The 21,216-nt window shown below is 69.5% G+C and carries 17 protein-coding genes; 6 read left to right on the top strand and 11 right to left on the bottom strand.

Annotation, left to right across the window (positions count from 1 at the left end; genetic code table 11):
- Positions 1-117: 117 nt before the first annotated feature.
- From ACE3T2_RS04190 to ACE3T2_RS04175, 4 genes are all read right to left on the bottom strand, one after another.
- Positions 118-1,005, bottom strand: a complete 888-nt coding sequence (locus tag ACE3T2_RS04190; RefSeq protein ID WP_374655019.1) for a 4-(cytidine 5'-diphospho)-2-C-methyl-D-erythritol kinase — start codon at positions 1,003-1,005, stop codon at positions 118-120.
- 7 nt (positions 1,006-1,012) lie between these two features.
- On the bottom strand, positions 1,013-2,722 hold the full coding sequence (locus ACE3T2_RS04185) for a tetratricopeptide repeat protein (protein WP_374655017.1): 1,710 nt from the start codon (positions 2,720-2,722) through the stop codon (positions 1,013-1,015).
- A gap of 59 nt (positions 2,723-2,781) precedes the next feature.
- Positions 2,782-3,771, bottom strand: coding sequence for an SDR family oxidoreductase (locus ACE3T2_RS04180; RefSeq protein ID WP_374655015.1), 990 nt, complete (start codon positions 3,769-3,771; stop codon positions 2,782-2,784).
- A gap of 114 nt (positions 3,772-3,885) precedes the next feature.
- A complete protein-coding gene (locus ACE3T2_RS04175) occupies positions 3,886-5,568 on the bottom strand; it encodes an electron transfer flavoprotein-ubiquinone oxidoreductase (RefSeq protein ID WP_374655013.1) in 1,683 nt (560 codons plus the stop codon).
- Positions 5,569-5,712: 144 nt separating this feature from the next.
- On the opposite strand from ACE3T2_RS04175, the gene ACE3T2_RS04170 reads away from it, so the two are divergent.
- Complete coding sequence (locus tag ACE3T2_RS04170) at positions 5,713-6,534, top strand: uracil-DNA glycosylase family protein (RefSeq protein ID WP_374655011.1); 822 nt, start codon at positions 5,713-5,715, stop codon at positions 6,532-6,534.
- A gap of 69 nt (positions 6,535-6,603) precedes the next feature.
- Positions 6,604-8,190 (top strand): transglycosylase SLT domain-containing protein, encoded by a 1,587-nt coding sequence (locus tag ACE3T2_RS04165; RefSeq protein ID WP_374655009.1) that lies wholly within the window; start codon positions 6,604-6,606, stop codon positions 8,188-8,190.
- On the opposite strand, the gene ACE3T2_RS04160 is transcribed toward ACE3T2_RS04165, so the two are convergent.
- The gene (locus ACE3T2_RS04160) at positions 8,187-8,639 is read right to left on the bottom strand and encodes a cell wall biosynthesis glycosyltransferase (protein ID WP_374655007.1); all 453 of its coding nucleotides are present in this window, start codon (positions 8,637-8,639) and stop codon (positions 8,187-8,189) included. The genes ACE3T2_RS04165 and ACE3T2_RS04160 overlap by 4 nt on opposite strands.
- Positions 8,640-8,715: 76 nt before the next feature.
- On the opposite strand from ACE3T2_RS04160, the gene ACE3T2_RS04155 reads away from it, so the two are divergent.
- Positions 8,716-9,804 carry a PA0069 family radical SAM protein gene (locus ACE3T2_RS04155; protein WP_374655005.1) on the top strand — a complete coding sequence of 363 codons (1,089 nt, stop codon included), beginning with the start codon at positions 8,716-8,718 and terminating at the stop codon, positions 9,802-9,804.
- A gap of 88 nt (positions 9,805-9,892) precedes the next feature.
- Positions 9,893-10,960, top strand: coding sequence for a calcium-binding protein (locus ACE3T2_RS04150; RefSeq protein ID WP_374655003.1), 1,068 nt, complete (start codon positions 9,893-9,895; stop codon positions 10,958-10,960).
- A 38-nt stretch (positions 10,961-10,998) separates the two neighbouring features.
- Here the strand turns inward: ACE3T2_RS04150 and ACE3T2_RS04145 are convergent, their stop codons facing one another.
- Complete coding sequence (locus ACE3T2_RS04145) at positions 10,999-12,285, bottom strand: class I SAM-dependent RNA methyltransferase (RefSeq protein WP_374655001.1); 1,287 nt, start codon at positions 12,283-12,285, stop codon at positions 10,999-11,001.
- Between the two features lie 167 nt (positions 12,286-12,452).
- Here ACE3T2_RS04145 and ACE3T2_RS04140 point away from each other — a divergent pair, with 167 nt between their 5' ends.
- Together ACE3T2_RS04140 and ACE3T2_RS04135 are read left to right on the top strand one after the other, a co-directional pair.
- Complete coding sequence (locus ACE3T2_RS04140) at positions 12,453-12,896, top strand: glycine zipper 2TM domain-containing protein (protein ID WP_374654999.1); 444 nt, start codon at positions 12,453-12,455, stop codon at positions 12,894-12,896.
- A 45-nt stretch (positions 12,897-12,941) separates the two neighbouring features.
- Complete coding sequence (locus tag ACE3T2_RS04135) at positions 12,942-13,517, top strand: glycine zipper 2TM domain-containing protein (RefSeq protein WP_374654997.1); 576 nt, start codon at positions 12,942-12,944, stop codon at positions 13,515-13,517.
- A 77-nt stretch (positions 13,518-13,594) separates the two neighbouring features.
- Here the strand turns inward: ACE3T2_RS04135 and ACE3T2_RS04130 are convergent, their stop codons facing one another.
- From ACE3T2_RS04130 to ACE3T2_RS04110, 5 genes are all read right to left on the bottom strand, one after another.
- Positions 13,595-14,326 (bottom strand): TlyA family RNA methyltransferase, encoded by a 732-nt coding sequence (locus ACE3T2_RS04130; RefSeq protein WP_374654995.1) that lies wholly within the window; start codon positions 14,324-14,326, stop codon positions 13,595-13,597.
- A gap of 16 nt (positions 14,327-14,342) precedes the next feature.
- Positions 14,343-16,097 (bottom strand): class I adenylate-forming enzyme family protein, encoded by a 1,755-nt coding sequence (locus ACE3T2_RS04125; protein WP_374654993.1) that lies wholly within the window; start codon positions 16,095-16,097, stop codon positions 14,343-14,345.
- Positions 16,098-16,226: 129 nt separating this feature from the next.
- On the bottom strand, positions 16,227-18,890 hold the full coding sequence (locus ACE3T2_RS04120; RefSeq protein WP_374654991.1) for a valine--tRNA ligase: 2,664 nt from the start codon (positions 18,888-18,890) through the stop codon (positions 16,227-16,229).
- A 135-nt stretch (positions 18,891-19,025) separates the two neighbouring features.
- Positions 19,026-19,577: a DUF2497 domain-containing protein gene (locus ACE3T2_RS04115; protein ID WP_374654989.1), complete on the bottom strand. Its 552-nt coding sequence runs from the start codon at positions 19,575-19,577 to the stop codon at positions 19,026-19,028.
- A gap of 133 nt (positions 19,578-19,710) precedes the next feature.
- Entirely contained in the window at positions 19,711-21,171 is a 1,461-nt protein-coding gene (locus ACE3T2_RS04110) for a TolC family outer membrane protein (RefSeq protein WP_374654987.1), read from the bottom strand.
- Positions 21,172-21,216 lie beyond the last annotated feature (45 nt).

Here is a 21,216-nt window from a genome sequence, read left to right as displayed (position 1 = left end):
GTCGACCGAGATTCGTTGTAGCGCTTGAAATTATTTGCGGAGCCGCAATCTTATTTTCCCCGCCAAGAACTCGATCTCAGCAATGCACGTGAATACGGCGGTCGTGCTCCGGCGCCCTCAGGCGTCGGGCCAGGGCCCGCCGAGGCGGCAGCGGACGACCCACCAGTCGGGGCGCAGCGCCGAAATCCGCGCGGCCAGAGCGTCGGCCTCCAGGTCGCCGGGACAGAGGGCGAAGCAGGTCGCGCCCGAGCCGGACATGCGGGCGAACAGGGTCTCGCGCTCCTCGCGCAGAGTTTCGAGCACGTCGCCGATCTGAGGCGCAAGGCCGACGGCGGGCGCCTCCAGGTCGTTGCGGGTGAAGCCCAGCCAGGCGGCCAGTTCCTCGATGCTCTCGAAGGCGTCGGGCATGGGCGGCGGATCGACCTCGCCGAAGGCCCCGGCGCCGTCGAAGGCGCGGTAGACGGCCGGGGTGGAGACCTCCACCCGTGGATTGACCAACACCGCCTCGATCGGCGGCAGGGCAGGCGCGGGCGACAGCCTCTCGCCCCGGCCCTGGGCCAGGACGGGCGTGGCGCGGAAACAGGCCGCGCCGTCGGCGCCGAGCGAGGCGGCGACCTCCTCCAGCGCCGCCTCGTCCAGCGGCAGATGCAGGGCGTCGCGCACCAGGCGCAGGGCCGCGCCCGCGTCGCTGGACCCGCCGCCGAGGCCGGCGGCGACCGGCAGGGCTTTGTCGAGCAGGATCCCGACCGGCGGCTGGGGTCCTCGGGCCTGGGCCAGCAGCGCGCGAGCGGCGCGCAGGACGAGGTTGTCGCCCTCCCCCGCCAGCTTGTCGGCAAAGGCGCCATGGACGCGCACCGACAGCACGTCGGCGTCCTGCAACGCCAGGCGATCGCCGACGTCGGCGAAGACCATCAGGCTGCACAGCGGGTGGTAGCCGTCGGCGCCCGGCGCGCCGACATGCAGGAATAGGTTGATCTTCGCCGGCGCGAAGGCGGACAGGCGCATGGGGGCGCTAGTTCCCCGCCACCTTGGGGGCGGCCGCCGGCCCCTTCGGCCCCTGACCGAAGGCCAGCTTGGCGTCGACGTCGGCCTTGATCTTGGCGTCGGGAGCCAGCGTCAGCACGCGCTTCCACTGATACTCGGCCTCGATCCGCCGCCCGACCCGCCAATAGGCGTCGCCGAGGTGGTTGTTGATCTCCGGGTCGCCGGCCTCGAGTTCGACGGCCTGCTCGAGCAACTGGACCGCCTTCTTGTAGTCGCCGAGCCGGTAGTGGGCCCAGCCGAGGGAATCGACCATGGCGCCGGACTGCGGATTGGCCGCGACGGCGCGCTCGACCATGCCCAGCGCCTCGGCGAGGCGCTCGCCACGGTCGATCCAGGTGTAGCCGAGATAGTTCAGCAGTTCCGGCTCGTCTGGACGCAGCTTGAGCGCGGCCTGGAGGTCGGCCTCGGCGTCGGGCCAGCGGCCGGCCCGCTCGTAGGCGATGCCGCGCATGTAGAGCAGGCGCCAGTCGGGATTGGCGGTCTCTCCGATCAGACCGCTCATGACCTCGGCGGACTCGGCGTAGCGGTCGTTGGCCCGCAGCAGGTCGGCGTAGGTGATGCGCGCCTCGCGCTCGCCGGTGGCCGCAGCCTCCTGCGACATCTTCAGGGCGATCTCCGGCTGCTTGGCGTTCTGGTAGCTCCAGGCCAGCTTGGTGTGGGCGGGGCTGTATTCCGGGGAACCGGGCTTGGGCTTCAGATAGGCCTCGCGCGCGCCCTCGACGTCGCCAGCCGCCTCCATGATGTCGCCGACCATCAGCCAAGCCTCGTTGCGGCCGGGGTCCAGCCGCAGGGCCAGGCGCAGATAGGCGAGGCCGAGCTGCTGCTGCTTGGCCGCCAGCATGGCCGCGGCCGGCGCGACCAGCACCTGCGCCGCCCCCTGGCGCAGGCTCGGAGCCGGGGGCGGCGCCTTGCCCGCGGCGGCGCGGGCCTTGGCGATGGCGAGGCCCTCGTTGGCCGGCTGGCTGCGCAGGGCGCGGTCGTAGAGGGCGACGGCGTCGATGCGGCGTCCGCGGCGCTCCAGGAACCCGCCATAGGCCAGGACCGCGATGTCGCCGGGGGTGTCGCCGCCGGTCAGGGCCTTGAAATCGGTCTCGGCCTCGTCGTAGCGGCGGGCGCGCTCATAGAGATAGGCCTGACCGAGCTGGCCGAAATAGTCGACGATGCGGTCGCCGCGCATCTCGGGCCGCACCAGCGCGCCCTCGGCGTCGCCGGCCATGGCCGCGGCCCAGGGGGCCAGCAGGGCCGCGACCCCGCGATGCGGAAAGCCGATGCTGTCGCCGGCCAGCAGGGCCTGGGCGTCCTTGCCCTTGCCGCTGGACATCAGCTCGACCGCCTTGACGACCTGGCCCAGGCGCTTTGTCGCCTCGGACGCCTCGGGCCCGTTGGGGGCGAGTTCGGCGGCCTTGGGAATGTCGCCGGCCAGGACCGCGGCCGTGAAGGCGCGGTCGCGCAGCATGTCGCTGGCCCCGCCCTCGCTCTCGGCGCGGGCGAAATAGGCGGCGGCCTCCGCCCCGGCGCCGTCATTCAGCGCGCCCTGCCCGGCCAGGAAGGCGCCGTAGGCCGACCCGCCCATGCCCGCCTGCAGGGGCGGGGTCCAGGCGGAGAGCTCCTGTCGCGGCGCGCTGGCGCAGGCGGAGAGCATGACGAGCGGGGCGATGGCGACAAGCAGACGACGCATGGGCCGACCCTCGCGGCTTTCCGCGGCGAGTTCAAGGCGGCAACGACGAAAGCGCAGCCTCAATAGCCGCCGACGATCGGCAGGATCTCGCCGGTGATGAAGCTGGAGCACTGGGGCGAGGCCAGGAAGACATAGGCCGGCGCGATCTCCTCCGGCTGGGCCGGGCGTTTCATCTTGGTCTGAGCGCCGAACTTGCTGACGTCCGGGGCCTGGCGGTCGGCGGGGTTGAGCGGCGTCCAGACCGGGCCAGGCGCGACCGCGTTGACGCGGATGCCGCGCGGAATCAGATGGCCGGACAGGGAGCGGGCGAAGGCGTGGATGCCGCCCTTGGTCATCGAATAGTCCAGCAGCTCCTTGCTGCCGTCGATGCCGGTGACCGAGCCGGTCATGACGATGGCCGAGCCGGGCTTCATATGCGGCACGGCCGCCTTGGCCAGGTGGAAATAGCCATAGAGGTTGGTCTTCAGGGTGTGGTCGAACTGCTCCTCGGTCAGGTCCTCGAAGCGGGCGACGTGCTCCTGGAAGGCGGCGTTGTTGACCAGAACATCGATGCGGCCGAAGGCCTCCACCGCCCGCGCGACCGTCGCAGCGGCGGCTTTCGGGTCGGAGACGTCGCCGGGCGCGAGGATCGCGCGGCGCCCTTCCCGCTCGACCGCAGCTCGGGTCTCTTCGGCGTCCGCATCTTCGCACAGGTATGCGACGACGATGTCCGCGCCCTCCCGCGCGAACAGCACAGCCACGGCGCGGCCGATGCCGGAATCGGCCCCGGAGATCAGCGCCACCTTGTCCTGCAGCTTGCCGGAGCCCTTGTAGAAGGGCGCATCGTACATCGGCGCGGGGTCCAATTTCGCCTCGACACCCGGCTTGGCCTGGTGCTGGGCGGGAAACGGCGGGACCGGGTAGGCGCGCGCGCCGGCCTGCATCGCGCCTTCGCCGTCCCCGGACGGAGCGAAGGAGCGCTCCTCGGCCCGTTCGGCCCGCTCCTGGATGTCGCGCTGCTTGCGGGCGGTCGTATCGCCGCGTCCCGCCTCCGGGCCTTGCTGGGTCATGTGGCTCTCCTTCGAGAGCCAGCAATCGACGAGGCGGTCGGGCGGTTCCCAAGGCCAAGGCCCAAGCCGGGCGCCCAACGAAAAACGCCTCCCCGAAGGGAGGCGCCGTGATCGTCACATGTTCGGATAGTTGGGGCCGTCGCCGCCCTGGGGCGTGGTCCAGTTGATGTTCTGCGACGGGTCCTTGATGTCGCAGGTCTTGCAGTGGACGCAGTTCTGGAAGTTGATCTGGAACTTCGGGTTGTTCCCCTCGGCGTCGTAGAGCACCTCGTAGACCCCGGCCGGGCAGAACAGGCGGGCCGGCTCGCCATAGCGCGGCAGGTTCACCTCGATCGGAACCTTGGGGTCCTTGAGCTTCAGGTGGGCCGGCTGGTTCTCGTCGTGGTTGGTCGAGGACAGGAAGACCGAGCTGAGCTTGTCGAACGAGAAGACGTTGTCCGGCTTCGGATAGACGATCGGCTTGTAGTCCTTGGCCAGGCCCGTCGATTCCGCGTCCGACTTGCCGTGCTTCAGCGTGCCCCAGGGCGACCAGCCGCCGAAGATGTTGGCGATCATCGCGTCGACGCCGCCGAGCACAATGCCGGGGATGGTGCCGAACTTCGACCACAGCGGCTTGAAGTTGCGGACGGCCCACAGCTCCTTGTGGACCCACGACTTCTTGTAGGCGGCTTCGTAGGCGACCAGCTCGTCGCTGGAACGGCCGGCGGAGATCGCCTCGAAAGCGGCCTCGGCGGCCATCATGCCGCTCTTCACCGCGTTGTGGCTGCCCTTGATGCGCGGGACGTTGACCATGCCTGCCGAGCAACCCAGCAGCACGCCGCCCGGGAAGTAGAGCTGGGGCAGCGACTGCGAGCCGCCTTCGGTGATGGCGCGCGCGCCGTAGGCGATGCGCTTGCCGCCTTCGAGGTAGCAGCTGATCGAGGGATGGGTCTTGAAGCGCTGGAACTCGTCGAACGGCGAGAGCCAGGGGTTCTTGTAGTTGAGGTGCACCACGAAGCCGATGGCCACGTAGTTGTCGCCGAAGTGGTACATGAACGAGCCGCCGCCGGTGGCGTTGTCCAGCGGCCAGCCGAAGGTGTGCTGGGTGAGGCCGGGCTCGAAGTTCTCGTCCGGGACCTGCCACAGCTCCTTGATGCCGATGCCGAACTTCTGCGGATCGCGGTCATTGGTCAGGCCGAAGCGGGCCTGGAGCTGCTTGGCCAGCGAGCCGCGCACGCCCTCGCCGATGAAGGTGTACTTGGCGTGCAGTTCGATGCCCGGCTGGTAGTCGGCGGTCTGATTGCCGTCCTTGTCGATGCCGAACACCCCGGCGACGACGCCCTTCACCGAGCCGTCGGCGTTGTAGACGACCTCGGAGGCGGCCATGCCGGGATAGATCTCGACGCCGAGCGCCTCGGCGTGCTGGGCCAGCGAGCGGCAGACGTTGCCGAGCGAGGCGATGTAGTTGCCGTGGTTCAGCATCCACTTCGGGAAGGGCAGCCAGGAGATGTCCAGGTCGCCGTTCGGCCCCAGGATCACGAACTTGTCGCGCGTGACCTTGGTCTCGAGCGGAATGCCGAGTTCCTTCCAGTTGGGCAGCAGCTCGTCGATGCCCTTGGGATCGATCACCGCGCCCGACAGGATGTGGGCGCCGACTTCCGAACCCTTTTCCAGGACAGCGACCGAGATCTCCGTCCCGGCCGCTTCGGCCAGCTGCTTCAGACGGATGGCCGCGGCCAGGCCCGACGGGCCGGCGCCGACGATCACGACGTCGTATTCCATCGCCTCGCGTTCGACAGTCTCGATGGCGTCGCTCATGATCCCCTAACTCCCAGTATGCCGCGCCGGGGATTTCCCCCACCCCTTGTTACTCGCGGCGTTGATCCGTTGGGCGACTTATCCGAAGCTTGCATTAGGGCGGTCAAGCGCGAACTCCGCCATAGACCTCCTTTAAGAGTACGAATGACCCCTGCCGCCCCCTTCGACCGCGTCGCCGAGAGCCTGCTCGCCTTCTGGGCCGAGGCCGGGATCGACGCCATGCTGCTGGACGAGCCGCTGGATCGGATCGAGGCCGGGAAGTTCGTCGCGCCAAAGCCGGTCGACAAGAAGCCCCCGCCCCCGCCGCCCGCGGGCCAGGTGCGCGCCGGCCCTGGCGGCGACATCGCCGCGGCGGTGATCGAGGCGCGGCGACTGGCCGCAGAGGCCAAGGACCTGGAAGCCCTGAAGGCGGCTATCGCCGGATTCGACGGCTGTCCGCTCAAATTCGAGGGCGCGCGCCAGTCGGTGTTCTGTCGCGGGGCGGCCGACGCCCCCTTGATGGTGATCGGCGAAGGCCCAGGCGCGGAGGAAGACGCCCGCGGCGAGCCCTTTGTCGGCCGGGCGGGCCAACTGCTGGACAAGATGCTGGGCGCGGCCGGCCTGAAGGACCGGGTGTTCATCACCAATACGGTTTTCTGGCGCCCGCCAGGGAACAGAACCCCCTCGCCGCAGGAACAGGCGACCTGCCTGCCGTTCCTGGAGCGCGCCATCGAACTGGTTTCGCCCAAGATGCTGCTGCTGGTGGGCGCGCCGTCGGCCAAGTCGATGCTGAAGCGCGAGGAAGGGATTCTCTCGCTGCGCGGCCGCTGGTTCGAATGGCGTTCCGAGGCGGGAAATCTCGAACTGCCGGCCATGCCGACCCTGCATCCCGCATTCCTTCTGCGGCAACCCGGAGCGAAGAAGAAGGCGTGGAGCGACCTTCTGACCCTGACCGAGCGACTTGATCGCCCGGACCGGGGCGCATAAAACTCCCGCGTCACGAGAACTGAGGGCCACGTCCAGACCGCGCGCAGAGGCGGCCGACGTGGGGATCGCATGCGGGGACGCAAAGGCATGCGGATCGCGGTCTTGACCATGATCTGCGCGGCCGTAGCCGGAACGACCAAAGCTGCTCCCATGGCGCTGAGCCCGTGGGACGCGCAACGCTACGCCGCCGCCTTCGACGCGGTGGACCGCGGCGACTTCATCGACGCCGAGATGCAGACGTCCGAGATCAAGGATCGTTCCCTGGCCGGGCACCTGGCGTTTCGCCAACTGATGCGGCCGGGTGGCCAAGCCTCGTACGACGACCTCGCCAAATGGCTGTCCCAATATAGCGACCTGCCCGGCGCCGAGCGCATCTACACCCTGGCGGTGAAGCGCCGCCCGCCCAGCGCGACCGCCACATTGACCGTCCCCGTGCTGGCCGGCGCGGACTGGCGGCGAGTGGAGGTGACCGCCCAGGGCATTTCCGGCAAGGCCCCCGCCGACCGCACCCGCGCGGCGCGCGAGGCCTTCTATTCCGGCGACGCCAAGCGGGCGCTGGACCTGGCCCCGGGGGTCGGCGAGCGGTGGATCGCCGGGCTGGCGGCCTATCGACTCAAGAATTTCGACCTCGCCCAGAGTTTCTTCAGCCAGGTGGCGCGTGACGAGACCGAGGACCAGTGGCTGCGCGCCGGCGCGGCCTACTGGGCCGCACGCGCCCTGGAGCAGGCTGGCGATCCGACCCGCGCCCAGGGCTTCCTGAAGCTGGCCGCGCGCTTCCCCGCCACCTTCTACGGCATGATCGCCGAGCGGCGCGTTCGGCTCGAGGCTCTGGACAAGGCGCAGGGCGCGCCGACCGGCGAGTTCACACCCGCCGCCTTCTCCTCGGCCAATGCGCCGAGCGCGCACCTGACGCCGTTCATCCGCCAGGACGCCCGCGCCCACCGGGCCACGGCCCTGGCCCAGATCGGCCTGCCGGTCGAAGCCGGCCTGGAACTGCGCGCGGGCCTGACCCTGGCGAAGACCGAAGCCGAGCGTTCGCAGTGGATGTCGCTGATCCTGGCGCTGAACGCCCCGCTGACCTCGGACGCCGACGTGACCAGCGCCCTGCCCCAGGGCCGAGCCACGACCGAGATCGACTATCCGACCCCGGAACTGGCGCCGAAGTCCGGCTTCACCATCGACCGGGCCCTGGTCTACGCCATCGTGCGCCAGGAGAGCCGCTTCAACCCGGCCGCAGTCTCGGCCGCAGGCGCGGTGGGGCTGATGCAGGTGATGCCGGAAGCCGCCGCCCGCGCGGCCGGCGACGACAAGCTGAAAGCTGACATGAGCCCCATGTTCGACCCGGCCTTCAACCTGCGGGTCGGGCAGGACTACGTCACCTGGCTGATGGAGCGCGGGGTCGGCTACGACATCCTGCGCACGGTTGCGGCCTATAACGGCGGGCCAGGCACGCTGCTGAAGACCGCCAAGATGGTGGGCGAAGAGGCCGACAGCCTGATGCTGATCGAGTGCCTGCCCAGCGCCGAGACCCGCAACTACGTCGAGAAGGTGATGGCGGGCTACTGGACCTATCGCAAGAAGTTCGGGCTCGACACCAAGACGCTCGACGCGGTGGCCCAGGGCGCGGCCTTCGTCGACGCGCGGCTGGACCGCTAGTTCAGCAGCGCCGCGCGGCCGAGCCGACGGCGCAGGTCGGCGATATCCTTCGGATTGATGCTTCGCGCCGCCTCGGCCCGGACCAGCACGCCCGCCAGGCGCGGGCCGGCCAGGCGCTCGACCAGGGTGGGCGGGCCAGTGCAGACCAGGGCCGGTCCGCCGCCCTGCTCCAGATGCCGGCGCACGCTCTCTTCCCAGCCGGGACGAAGGCGCAGATGGACCGGCAGGGCCAGGATCAGCTCTCCCCTCGCCCGGCCCGCCGCCGCCGCGAGATCGGCTGCGAGATCGGCCCCGGCGTCCTCGCAGATGGCCAGGATCGCCGCGTCGGGCCGGGCCTCGGCGACAATCACCTCGCGCACCAGACCATCGACGGCGGCCGGCACCAGGACGGGCAGCAGGCCTGCGAGGTCGCGGGCGGACTGGGCGGACGGGACGACGACCGAGATCATGCGCCCCACAGGCCGCGCCTGCCGCCGCGCGTCAATCAGTTCTTGTTTTGTTCTATCGGCGCCGTATGCTCGGCGGGTGAGCAGCTTCACCCAACAGATCACCGTCAGGGGCCGCGGCGCGCGGTCCAACGCCAGCGGGCGCTTCGAAAGCCAGACCCGCGAGGCGTTCGACGACGGCTGGACGCTGGAGGATCCGCAGCCCGCCCAGCTGCGCACGACCCTGACGGCCGAAAAGGCCCGCACCATCATCGCCAAGAACGACAGCCCCGATGTCGGGTTCTCGCGCTCCATCAACCCCTATCGCGGCTGCGAACACGGCTGCATCTACTGCTATGCGCGCCCGGCCCACGCCTATATGGGCCTGTCGCCGGGGCTCGACTTCGAGAGCCAGCTGTTCTTCAAGCCCGAGGCGGCCAAGCTGCTGGAGAAGGAGCTCTCGGCCCCGCGCTACCGGCCCGAATTCATCCATATCGGCGGCAACACCGACCCCTATCAGCCGGTGGAGCGTGAAACGCGGATCACGCGCAGCGTGCTGGAGGTGATGGAGCGGTTCGGCCATCCCTGCTCGATCATCACCAAGTCGGCGCTGATCCTGCGCGATTTGGACGTGCTGGCGCGGCTGGGCGCGCGCAACCTGGTGCGGGTGGCGATCTCGGTGACCAGCCTGGACCGCAGGCTGGCGCGCAGCATGGAGCCCCGGGCCGCGACGCCCGAACGGCGGATCGGCGCCATCAAGGCCCTGAGTTCGGCCGGCGTGCCGGTCAGCGTGATGTTCGCGCCCGTCATTCCTGCGCTGAACGACCATGAGCTGGAGGCGGTGCTGGAGCGGGCCGCAGAGGCCGGGGCCAGCGGCGCCGGCTATGTGGTTCTGCGCCTGCCGCGCGAGATCAAGGACCTGTTCCGAGAATGGCTGGCCACCGATCACCCCGACCGCGCGGCGCGGGTGATGTCGCTGGTGCGCCAGATGCGCGGCGGCGCGGACTATGACTTCGAATGGCGCACGCGCATGCGCGGCGAGGGCCCGATCGCCCAGTTGCTGAGCCAGCGGTTCGCCGCGGCCAAGAAGCGGTTCGGCCTGGAGGCGCGGTTCAGCGGTCTCGATCTGTCGCAGTTCAAGGTCCCTCCGAAGGCCGGCGACCAGGGCGATCTGTTCGATCTCGGCTGACGATATACACGCTATCGTCGTTATCTGGGCCGATAGACAATCAATGCGAGCTGGCCTAACGAGCTCGACCATAAGCGGAGAGCAAGACATGACCACGATCGTCGGCGCTGGCTACGGCCTGGACTTCTCGACCCTGGACGTTGAATCGCTGGTGGCCGGCACGGTGACCGCCGCCACCTCGACCCGGTTCACCACAACGGACGGCGAGACCACCGACACGCTGCTGGGCGAGCAGTTCCAGTACAGCGGCGGCCAGCTGTCGGGCGGCTGGATCACCGGGCTGCAGGAGACCTATTTCGGGCAGACGGTGTTCAACGTGACGAATTTCCGTGTGCCGGTCAGTACCGCCCTGACCTGGCTCGGCGTCGGCGGCGCGAGCCGGATGATGGACAGCCTGCTCAGCGGCGCCGACTCGATCTTGGGCTCGACGCAGGGCGACCGGCTGGACGGCCTGAGCGGAAGCGACACCATCGACGGCGCGGCGGGCGACGACCGGATCTATGCCGGCGACGGCGACGACGTGGTCTATGGCGGCGACGGCAGTGACCGGCTGGAAGTCGGCGCCGGGAACGACACCGTCGAGGGCGGCGCGGGCAACGACGTGATCATCGACACCACCGGTTCGGCCCGCCTCTGGGGCGGCGACGGCGACGACCAGATCAGCTGGACGTCGGGCTTCCACGACGTGAACGGCAACAAGGGCAGCGACACCCTGCAGGGCGGGTCGGACGTCGACTGGCTGTCGGGCGGGCAGAACAACGACCACCTGTACGGCAATGGCGGCGCGGACCTGGTGTTCGGCAACATGGGCGACGACACCTGCTACGGCGGGGCCGGAAACGACACCATGCGCGGCGGCCAGAACAACGACATCCTGCGCGGCGAAGACGGCGACGACATGATCTTCGGCGACCGTGGCGACGACACGATCTATGGCGGCGCGGGCTCGGACATCTTCGTCATCTTCTCGGGCGCGGGCGTGGACCGGATCGAGGACTTCGGCGCCGGCGACCGGGTGCGGATCGAAGATTCGACCGCCTACACCCTCAGCCAGGTCGGGGCTGACACTGTGATCAGCCTGAGCAGCGGCGACAAGATGATCCTGGTCGGCGTGCAGCAGGCGGCGCTGCCGGCCGGCTGGATTTTCAGCGGCTAGGGCCGGCAGGACGCAGCGGGGGCCGTCGAACGCTCCCGCTAGCGGCTGAACACGCCCACCAGTTCGACATGGGGCGACCAGAGGAACTGGTCGACCGGCTTGACGCGCTCGAGGCGGAAGCCGGCGTCGATCAGGGTGCGGGCGTCGCGCACGAAGGTCGCGGCGTTGCAGGAGACGCCGATGGCGCGCGCGACGTTCGAGCGGGCGATCTCGGCGGCCTGCTCGGCCGCTCCGGCGCGGGGCGGGTCGAAGACCACGGTGTCGATGCGCTTCATCTCCTCGGCCAGGACCGGGCGGCGCACCAGGTCGCGGGCCTCGGCAGTGATCCCGTGCAGGCCCGGCGCGGTCGAGATCGCCGCCTGCAGGGCGCGGATGGCGTCGGCGGCCCCGTCGGCGGCGAGGACCGGGGCGACCTGGGCCAGGCGGAAGGTGAAGGCGCCGGCGCCGCAGAAGAGGTCGGCTATGCGTTCGGCCCCGGCCGCGGCGTCGGCGGCCATGGCGGTCATCACGGCCTCCGCCTCGGGCACGGCCTGGAGGAACGAGCCGGCCGGCAGGGCCACGGTGGCGGTTCCGAAGCGTACGGTCGGCTGCCGGGCCAGATAGGCGATCTCGCCGTCCAGAGTGACGCGGGCGAAATCAGCCTCAGCGGCCGTTTCGGCCAAGCGCATCCGCGCATCGGCAGAGAGCCCCCCGCTCTTGCGCTCCACCCCGCTGATGTCGACGTCGATCCCGGTCGGGGTCAGGGTGACATGCAGGGTCGGGGCGGACTTCGGGTGCTCGAACAGCGGCGCGGCCAGGCGGCGCAGAGCCGGCAGGGCCGCCTCCAGCGCCGGGTCGGCGATCGGACAGGCGGTGATATCGACCACGTCCCAGGACTTGCGGGTCTTGAAGCCCAGGCGTGCGGCGTCCTTGCGGCCCTGGCGCGCGTGCAGGGCCAGGCGCCGGCGCGACCCGGGCGCGGCGGCGAAGGCCGGCAGGATTTCGGTCTCGATCCGCTCGCGCGCCAGGGTGCGGACTAGGCGCTCGACCTTCCAGGCGAGATAGGCCCCCTGCTCCCAGTGCTGCAGCGCGCAGCCGCCGCAGACACCGAAATGCGGGCACGGCGGGGTCACACGCTGGGAGCTCGGCTCCAGAATAGCCTCGACCTCGCGCCGCTGCGGGCCAGCCGCAAGCCTCACGCGCTCGCCCGGCAGGGTGAAGGGCGCATAGAGCGGCCCCGCCGCAATCCCGTCGCCTTCGCCCCCTACGGCTTCGATCAGCGTCTCGACCGCCGGGCCGGCGGGAACATCGGTGGGGCGGGCCCGTTGAGGCCGGTGGCGTCGCATGGTCAGGCTCGTCTTGGGGACACCGCCTTTCCTAACGGGACAAGGCGTCAAGGAAGATGAACGAAGATGAACGACCCGCTCAAGCACCGTTCAGGTTCGTTCAGCCAAGTTTCATGGCGCAGGGGGTGCTCCGGCGCCGCCTACGCAATGTACGAAGGAGACAACCGATGCAACGTGCTCTTGCTTTCGCCGCCGCCGGGATGATGGCCCTGACCGTCCCCGCTACGGTCGCGCTGCCGGGCGTGGCGTCGGCCCAGTCTTACGATCCCTGCCGCGAACAGGTCCGCCAGCAAGCCAACAAGGGCACCATCGTCGGCGGCCTGGTCGGCGCCCTGGCGGGCGGCGGCGTTGCGGCCAAGGGCGCGAAGACCGAAGGCGCCCTGCTTGGCGGCGCGGTCGGCGCGGTGGCCGGTCACGAGATCGGCAAGCGCAACGCCAAGTGCGACCGGTATCGTCCGGCGCCGCGCGCGGCCTATCGCGACAACAACTACCAGCGCAGCAGCTACTCGGGCTCGAGCAACTGCCGCTGGGTGAAGGACAGCTACAACGGCCGCACCCAGAGCTTCCAGGTGTGCCGTGATCGCGACGGCGTCTGGCGTCCGCGCGGCTAACTCCAAATCTCAAGTCACTGGTTCAAGTCCCAGAGGGGAATTCCGATGAACTTCCGTTCGACCATCGCCAAGAGCGCCCTGGCCAGCGTGGCCGGCGTCATGGCCCTCGGCGGCGCGATGAGCGTCCCGACCTTCGCCGCCGCGCAGAGCGCCGGCTACTACGGCGACAGCTATTACGACCCGTGCCGTCGCGAATCGACCAACCGCGGCACCATGGGCGCCCTGCTGGGCGGGGCGCTGGGCGCGGCCATCGGCTCGAACGCGGCGGCCCGCAACGCGCGCACCGAAGGCGCGCTGCTGGGCGGCGCCCTGGGCGCCCTGGGCGGCGCGGCGGTCGGCAAGAACTCGGCCGCCTGCGGCTCCACCTATCGCCAGCCGCGGACCAGCTACTACGACAACAGCTACGGCCAGCCGCAGTACAGCGACGGCTACTACTCGCGCTCGTACGACGATCGCCATTACTACGACCGCAGCGAGCCCTATCGCGTGGTCGAGCGCCCGGCCGCCACCGACGGCTGCACCCTGGCCGAAAGCCCGATCTACCTGCCCGACGGCCGGACCCAGAAGCGCTTCGTGCGCGTCTGCCCGGACGCCAACGGCAACTATCAAGTCGTCGACTAAACGACGTCTCTCTAGTCCGCTGGGAATGAGGAAGGCCGCTTCGCGGAGACGCGAGGCGGCCTTTTTCGTGCGCCGTCTCAGGCCTTTCGGGCCCAGAGCAGGTATTCGCGATTGCCGTCCCCGCCCGCGATCGGACTGTCGGCGTTGGCCTGGACGATCCACCCCGACGCGCGCAGGAACGCCGAGACCTCGTCCAGGGCCCTGGCCCGCGCGGCGTCGTCCTTGACCAGACCGCCCTTCCCGACCGCCTCGGGCCCGACCTCGAACTGCGGCTTGACCAGGGCGACCAGCTCGGCCCCTCCGCGGGCCAGGCCGAGAGCAGCCGGCAGCGCCTTGGCCAGGCCGATGAAGCTGACGTCGGTGACGATCAGGTCCGGCGCATCGGGTATCAGGGCGGAGGTCAGACTGCGGGCGTCGACGCCCTCCAACGAGACCACCCGTGGATCGCCGGCCAGGCTGGGATGCAGCTGGCCGCGGCCGACGTCGACGGCGTAGACCCGGGCCGCGCCGCGCTCCAGGCAGACCTGGGTGAACCCGCCGGTCGAGGCGCCGACGTCCAGCACCGTGCGCCCCTCCAGCGCCACCGGCCACAGGTCGAGGGCGCGGACCAGCTTCAGGGCCCCGCGGCCGACATAGGGATGGGCGGCGACCGCCTCGATGGACGCACCCCCGTCGATCATGTCGGAGGGCTTGGAGAGGGTGCGCCCGTCGACGCTCACCCCGCCCGCCTCGATGGCGGCGCGGGCCTTGGCGCGGCTGTCGAACAGGCCCTGTTCGACCAGGACGACATCCGCGCGTTTCTTGCCCAAGCCTGCCTCAGGCGGGTTAGGCCTGCTCCTCGACAAAGAGCTTCTTCAGCTCGTTCTTGAGAATCTTGCCGTTCGGGTTTCGAGGCAAGGTCTCGTGCCAGAACTTCACCGTCACCGGCACCTTGAAGGCGGCCAGGTGCTCGGCGACGTGGGCGCGCAGCTCTTCCTCGGAAGCCTCGGCCCCCGGCTTCAGGGTGACGACCGCAGCCGGCTCCTCGCCGAGGGTGCGGTGGGGAATGCCGACGATGGCAGCGTCCATGACGGCGGGGTGGTCGTAAAGAACGTTCTCGACCTCGACGCAGTAGATGTTCTCGCCGCCGCGGATCAGCATGTCCTTGGCCCGGTCGATGATGAAGCAGAAGCCGTCCTCATCGAGCTTGGCGAGGTCGCCTGTCCGCACCCAGCCGTTCACGAAGGTCTGGGCGGTGGCCTCGGGCTTGTTCCAGTAGAGCTTGCAGTTCATCGGCCCGAAGGACCAGAGCTCGCCCACCTCGCCGGCCGGCAGCACGGTGACGCCGTCGCCGGGATCGCGGATCTGCAGCTCGCAGACGGCGGCGGCCGGGCCGCAGCTGTCGGGGCGGTTCACATAGTCCTCGCCGCCGTTGGAGGTGACCGTCGCGCAGGTCTCGGTCATGCCCCAGCCCTGGCCGGGCTGCGACTTCGGAAACACCTCGCGCAGGCGGCGGACCAGTTCGGGCGCCGAGGGAGCGCCGCCGTAGGAGACGCTCTCCAGCGACGAGAGGTCGTACTTCTCGCGCAGCGGATGCTCGATCAACTGCCAGGCGATGGTCGGCACGCCGCCGGCCGACTGGATTTTCTCGCGCTGGATCAGCTCGAAGGCGCGGATCACGTCCCACTTGTGCATCATCACCAGCTTCGCGCCGGCGAACAGGCTGGGGTTCAGCACCGCCATACAGCCGGTGACGTGGAAGAACGGGATCGAGATCAGCGACGAACGCTGGGGCGCGGTCGGATCGGGCGCGGGCGGGGCCTCGCCGCGGCGCAGGAAGATGCGCGCGCCGGCCGCGGCCGCAGTGATGATGTTGGAGTTGACCGCGCGCTGGGTCGCCAGCGCCCCCTTGGGCTTTCCGGTCGTGCCCGAGGTGTAGAAGATCGTCGCATCGTCTTCTGGGCCGATGTCGGCGGACGGCAGCGGCTGGTCCGGCAGGCTCGCCCAGTCGGCGGCCACGCCGAGAACGTCCTCGAGCTTGGTCACCCACGGATGGGCGATCTCGTCGGCCTCGCGGCTGACATAGACGCGCGACAGGTCCGGGCAGTTGGGGAAGTGCTCGACCATGCGCTGGTAGCGCTCGGCGTCCATGATCGCGACCTTGGTCCCGGAATCGGTCAGGCCGTATTCCAGCTCCGGCCCGGTCCACCAGGCGTTCAGCGGGGTGACGATCGCGCCCAACGACGAGGCCGCATAGAAGGACACCACCCATTCGGGCAGGTTGCGCATGATGACCGCCACGCGATCACCCTTGCCGACCCCGTCCTCCTGCAGGCGGCGGGCGAAGGCCGAGACGGCGCGATAGAAGGCCTCGAAGGTGACGCGCTCGTCCTCGTAGACCAGGAAGTCGCGCTGGCCATGGGCGCGAGACGCCTCGACCACGGCGCGCAGCGACGGCGGCAGGTTCTTCCACACCTTGGTGGGAACGCCGCGAATGTCGACGGTTTCGACTTCTGCGGGGGAGCCAGGCTGCGTGATCAGCGCGTGGGCCTGGGCGATGGACATGGCAGGCCAACCGGCGGGCAGCACGGGCTCGGACATGGGCGTTCTCCTAATGCTCGCACGGGCATTAACGCGCCCGCATCGTCATAGGTGAACAAGCATAACCTAGCGTCAGAGGCAAACGGACGTTTGACGCGGCGGTATGGAATCCGCCGCGTCGTCCGTATCTCAGACTACCGCTTCGAGCAGGGAAAGCGCGTGCTCGAGCTTGGCCTTGGCGGTTTCGGACTCGGCCAGGCGCTCGCGGTTCTCCTCGACCACCTCTTCCTTGGCGTTGGCGACGAAGGCCGGATTGCCGAGCTTCTTCATCACGTGCGCGATATCGGAGGCGTGGCCGGCGATCTCCTTGGCCAGGCGCGCGCGCTCGGCGGTCAGGTCGATGAACTCGGCCACCGGCAGGGCCAGGGTCGCGCCGTTGACCACGTAGGGGATCGCGCCCTGCGGCGCCTGGTCGACGAACTGGACGTCCGCCACGCGCAGGGTCTGGGCGATGACCGCGGCGTTGGCCTTGAAGACTTCCCGCTGAGCCGCACTCGCCTCGACCACCAGCAGCGGCGGGCGGGCCGAGTGCGGCACGTTCAGTTCGGCCTTCACCGAGCGCCCTTCGCTGACCGCCGCGACGATCAGGCCGATCTCGGCGTCGGCGTCCGGATCGATCAGGCTGTCGGCGAGCTTCGGCCATCGGGCGGTGATCAGCATCCCCTCCCCGCGCGGCGCGCCGAGGTCGGCGGTCTGGGCCCACAGTTCCTCGGTCAGGTAGGGCATGACCGGGTGCAGCAGCTTGAGGATCACGTCCAGGGCCCAGGCGGCGGTGGCCTGGGTCTCGGCCTTGGCCGCCTCGTCGGCGCCGTTGAGGATCGGCTTGGAAAGCTCGACGTACCAGTCGCAGAACGTGTTCCAGATAAACCGGTAGAGGCCGGTGGTGGCGGCGTCGAAACCGCAGTCTTCCAGCGCCTTGGTCACCGCATGGGCGGTGCGGACGGTCTCGCCGACGATCCAGCGGTTGAGGACGTTCTTGACCCCGGCCGGATCGAAGCCCTCGGCGCGGGCGCAGCCGTTCACCTGGGCGAAGCGGGCGGCGTTCCACAGCTTGGTGCCGAAGTTGCGGTAGCCCTCGATCCGCTGGCGCGAGAGCTTGATGTCGCGCGCCTGCCCCGACATGGCGGTCAGGGTGAAACGGAGAGCGTCGGCGCCGTAGTCGTCGACCAGCTCCAGCGGGTCCATGACGTTGCCCTTGGACTTGGACATCTTCTTGCCCTCGGCGTCGCGGACCAGGGCGTTGATGAAGACGCGGTCGAAGGGGACTTCGCCCATGAAATGGATGCCCATCATCATCATCCGGGCGACCCAGAAGAAGATGATGTCGAAGCCGGTGACCAGGGTGCTGGTCGGATAGAAGCGCTTCAGGTCGTCGGTCTTCTCGGGCCAGCCGAGGGTCGAGAACGGCCACAGGCCCGAAGAGAACCAGGTGTCGAGGACGTCCTCGTCCTGGCGCAGATGTTCCTCGTGGCCGTAGTGTTCGAGCGCGGCGGCCTTGGCGCCCTCCTCGCTCTCGGCGACGAAGATCTTGCCGTCCGGCCCGTACCAGGCCGGGATGCGGTGCCCCCACCAGAGCTGGCGCGAGATGCACCAGGGCTCGATGTTCCGCATCCACTCGAAATAGGTCTTTTCCCAATGGCGCGGCTCGAAGACCGTGCGGCCTTCCTCGACCGCCTTGATCGCCGGCTGGGCCAGGACCTTGGCGTCGACGTACCACTGGTCGGTCAGATAGGGCTCGATGACCGAGCCCGAGCGGTCGCCGTGCGGGACGGCGTGGCGGGTCTTCTCGATCTCGCGCAGCAGGCCCAGTTCCTCGAAGGCGGCGACCACCTTCTTGCGGGCCTCGAACCGGTCCAGGCCGCGGTACTCGGCCGGAGCGTTCTCGTTGATCTTCGCCTCTTCGGTGAAGATGTTGATCATCGGCAGGTTGTTGCGCTTGCCGACTTGATAGTCGTTGAAGTCATGCGCCGGGGTGATCTTCACCGCACCTGAGCCCTTTTCAGGGTCAGCGTATTCGTCGGCGATGATCGGCACCGGGCGGTTCACGATCGGCAGGCGCACGCACTTGCCGATCAGGTGCTTGTAGCGCTCGTCGCTGGGATGGACCGCAACGGCGGTGTCGCCGAGCATGGTCTCGGGCCGCGTGGTGGCGACGACGATCTCGCCGGAGCCGTCCTCGAGCGGATAGGCGAAGTGGTAGAAGGCGCCATCGACTTCCTTCTGCTCGACCTCGATGTCCGAGATCGCGGTCTGGAAGTGCGGGTCCCAGTTCACCAGGCGCTTGTCGCGATAGATCAGCCCCTGCTTGTGCAGGGTGACAAAGACTTTGCGGACCGCCGCCGACAGCCCCTCGTCAAGGGTGAAGCGCTCGCGGCTCCAGTCGCAGGAGGCGCCGAGGCGGCGGAGCTGGTTGGTGATGGTTCCGCCGCTCTGCGCCTTCCATTCCCAGACCTTGGCGATGAACTCGTCGCGGCCCATGTCGCGCCGGCCGATGTTGCCGGCGGCGGCGAGCTGCCGCTCGACCACCATCTGGGTTGCGATGCCGGCGTGGTCGGTGCCGGGCAGCCACAGGGCCGCCTTGCCGCGCATCCGCTCGAAGCGGGTCAGCACGTCCTGAAGCGTGTTGTTCAGGGCGTGGCCGATATGCAGCGAACCGGTCACGTTCGGCGGCGGGATGACGATCGAGAACGTCTCGGCGGCCGGGTCGGACGACGGCGCGAAGGCGCCCGAGGATTCCCAGGCGGCGTAGAGGCGCGGTTCGGCGGACTTGGGGTCGAAGGTCTTTTCAAGCATGTCGGGGCTGCATAGCGGTTCGGCTATCGGCGTGGAAGCGCCGGAATCAATTCGAGCCGGCGCGGGGCGACCGCGCCGGCTCGACGGAATGTAGGTGCGGACGCGCGCCCTGCTACATGGCGGCGCGGCCCGCGATCAGCGTACTCGGCCGCGGGCGATGCGTTCGACTTCCTTGTCGACCGTCGCCTGGACGATGGCCGGCAGGTTGTCGTCCAGCCACTGCTTCAGCAGCGGACGGAGCAGCTCGCGGACCACGTCTTCGAGCGTACGGCCGTCGGCCGGCATCTGGATCGCCGCCGAGAGCTGGCCGAAGGCCGAGGCCGCAGCGGTCGCCGCGACCGCGCCGACTAGGCCCTCGCCAGGCTCGACAGGCGGCGGATCATAGGCGGGAGGCGGCTCGTAGGCCGGCGCGGGAGCCTCGGGCTCCTCGGCCACCGACGGGGTGTAGACGTCGAGGTCGCCGAGCGTCTCGATACGCTCGGTCAGTTCCAGCGCGCCGTCGTCCTCGGCCGCCTCGGGCTCGGGTTCCGGCTCGGGCGTGAAGGCCGGCGCGGCCGCCTGCTCGGGTTCGGGCTCGGCCTCGGCGGCCGCTGCGCCGTCCGCCGGCGCGTCATCTTCCGAGATGATGCGCCGAATGGAGGCGAGGATCTCCTCCATCGTCGGTTCTTGCGAGGTCTGTTCGGACATATGGAGGCCGCCGCTGGTGCGTAGAGAGAATCCGTCGCGTCGGATCCGACGCGACGGGATGATCCTGCAAATTCCGTTGTCGGCGCAAGCGCCTATTCGCGTATGAGGCGAAACGGCGCCCGGAAACTTAACCTTACTTCGAGGCCGGGGCCGCGCCCTTGACCGGCTTCTCGACGGTCTTGGGGGCGAGCGCGCCGTCGACAATCGCGAGCGGTTCTTCCCAGGGCACCCAACCCCAGGTGACGCGGTTCTTCTTGAAGTTGGTGGTCGGATCGTAGCGGGTGACGCTGGGGTTCAGCATGGGACCTTCCATACGGCCCATCTGCACCAGCACCAGGGCCGCGGCCACGAACTCATCGCGCTGGGCGCTGACCTGCGACAATTCCGCCTGCCGCAGTTCCTGCTCGGCGTTCAGCACGTCGAGGGTTGTGCGCAGGCCGACCTGCTGCTCCTGGCGCGTGCCTTCGGCGGCGATTCGCGCGGCCTTCACCTGCTGCTCGGTCGAGACGATGTTGGCCTTGCTGGCGATGTGCTGGTTCCAGGACTGGGTCAGGCTCTGCATCACCGAGCGGCGCGCCACCTCGATGCCGATGCGGTCGGCGTTGTGCCGCTCCTCGGCCGCGCGGACGCGTGAAGAGGTGAGGCCCCCGGTGAACAGCGGAACCGTGAGGGTCGCCCCGGCGGTGACGCCGCGGCCGAACATGTCGCGATCGTACGGGTCGGCCGGCCCGCTGTTGGTCACCGCCCCGCTCAGGCTGAGGTTCGGCATACGCTCGGCCCGGGCCGCCGCCAGTCGCGCACGGCTGCCCTGCTGGGTGTATTCGGCCTGGCGGATCTGCGGATTGTCGATTTCGGCGGCCTCGTAGGCCTGAGCCACGTCGGCCGGCAGCAGCGGCGCGAGATCGGGCTCGGGCGCCAGGTCGCCGGGGTTCTGCCCCACCACGGCGGCGTAGCTGGCGCGGCTGGCGGCGAGCTGAGCCTGGGCCTGGGTCAACTGGGCCTGGGCTGCGGCGAGACGCGCCTGCGACTGGGCCACGTCCGTACGGGTGATCTCGCCCACGTCGAAGCGGGCGTTCGATTCGTCGAGCTGACGCTGGAGGACGCGGACGTTCTCCTCGCGGATGCGCAGGCCCTCCTGGTCGCGACGCACGTCGGCATAGGCCTGGATGACGCCCTGCATCACCGTCGCCTCGACCCGGCGCAGCGCTTCGCGGCCGGCCAGAATGTCGGCCTCCGCCGCGGAAACCGCCGAGGCGACGCGCCCGCCGGTCCAGATCGGCTGGCTGAGCTGGAGGGTGGCGCTATAGGCGTTGGTCTCGGTCTCGTTCTTCAGGGTCGGCGACAGCACGCCGAACACGCGCACGCCGCCGGGAACGTTCTCCTTGGAATAACTGAACCGGCCCTGGGCGGTCACCGTCGGACGGTAGCCGGCGCGGGCCTGCACCCAGTTCTCGTCGAGGGCGCGCTGGGTGGCGCGCTGAGCCTGCAGGGTCGGGTTCGAGTCGTAGGCGAGCGCGATGGCCTCGGCCAGGGTTTCAGCGGAAGCCGGCGCGGCGAGCCCGAGCGCAAGACCAGCGCCGTAGACCGCGGCCAACAAACCTCCGCGACGACTATTGAACATGCTTATCCCCGAAACGGC

The organism is Phenylobacterium sp., from assembly GCF_041919955.1.
Taxonomy (GTDB): domain Bacteria; phylum Pseudomonadota; class Alphaproteobacteria; order Caulobacterales; family Caulobacteraceae; genus Phenylobacterium.
The sequence above is the reverse complement of the archived record's forward strand: the minus strand, read 5'-3'. Positions and strand labels throughout refer to the sequence as shown.

Excerpts from the sequence above, each read along its gene's own strand:
- ACE3T2_RS04190 (WP_374655019.1), bottom strand. The coding sequence starts at position 1,005 with ATGCGCCTGTCCGCCTTCGCGCCGGCGAAGATCAACCTATTCCTGCAT.
- ACE3T2_RS04185 (WP_374655017.1), bottom strand. The coding sequence starts at position 2,722 with ATGCGTCGTCTGCTTGTCGCCATCGCCCCGCTCGTCATGCTCTCCGCC.
- ACE3T2_RS04180 (WP_374655015.1), bottom strand. The coding sequence starts at position 3,771 with ATGACCCAGCAAGGCCCGGAGGCGGGACGCGGCGATACGACCGCCCGC.
- ACE3T2_RS04175 (WP_374655013.1), bottom strand. The coding sequence starts at position 5,568 with ATGAGCGACGCCATCGAGACTGTCGAACGCGAGGCGATGGAATACGAC.
- ACE3T2_RS04170 (WP_374655011.1), top strand. The coding sequence starts at position 5,713 with ATGACCCCTGCCGCCCCCTTCGACCGCGTCGCCGAGAGCCTGCTCGCC.
- ACE3T2_RS04165 (WP_374655009.1), top strand. The coding sequence starts at position 6,604 with ATGCGGGGACGCAAAGGCATGCGGATCGCGGTCTTGACCATGATCTGC.
- ACE3T2_RS04160 (WP_374655007.1), bottom strand. The coding sequence starts at position 8,639 with ATGATCTCGGTCGTCGTCCCGTCCGCCCAGTCCGCCCGCGACCTCGCA.
- ACE3T2_RS04150 (WP_374655003.1), top strand. The coding sequence starts at position 9,893 with ATGACCACGATCGTCGGCGCTGGCTACGGCCTGGACTTCTCGACCCTG.
- ACE3T2_RS04145 (WP_374655001.1), bottom strand. The coding sequence starts at position 12,285 with ATGCGACGCCACCGGCCTCAACGGGCCCGCCCCACCGATGTTCCCGCC.
- ACE3T2_RS04140 (WP_374654999.1), top strand. The coding sequence starts at position 12,453 with ATGCAACGTGCTCTTGCTTTCGCCGCCGCCGGGATGATGGCCCTGACC.
- ACE3T2_RS04135 (WP_374654997.1), top strand. The coding sequence starts at position 12,942 with ATGAACTTCCGTTCGACCATCGCCAAGAGCGCCCTGGCCAGCGTGGCC.
- ACE3T2_RS04125 (WP_374654993.1), bottom strand. The coding sequence starts at position 16,097 with ATGTCCGAGCCCGTGCTGCCCGCCGGTTGGCCTGCCATGTCCATCGCC.
- ACE3T2_RS04120 (WP_374654991.1), bottom strand. The coding sequence starts at position 18,890 with ATGCTTGAAAAGACCTTCGACCCCAAGTCCGCCGAACCGCGCCTCTAC.
- ACE3T2_RS04115 (WP_374654989.1), bottom strand. The coding sequence starts at position 19,577 with ATGTCCGAACAGACCTCGCAAGAACCGACGATGGAGGAGATCCTCGCC.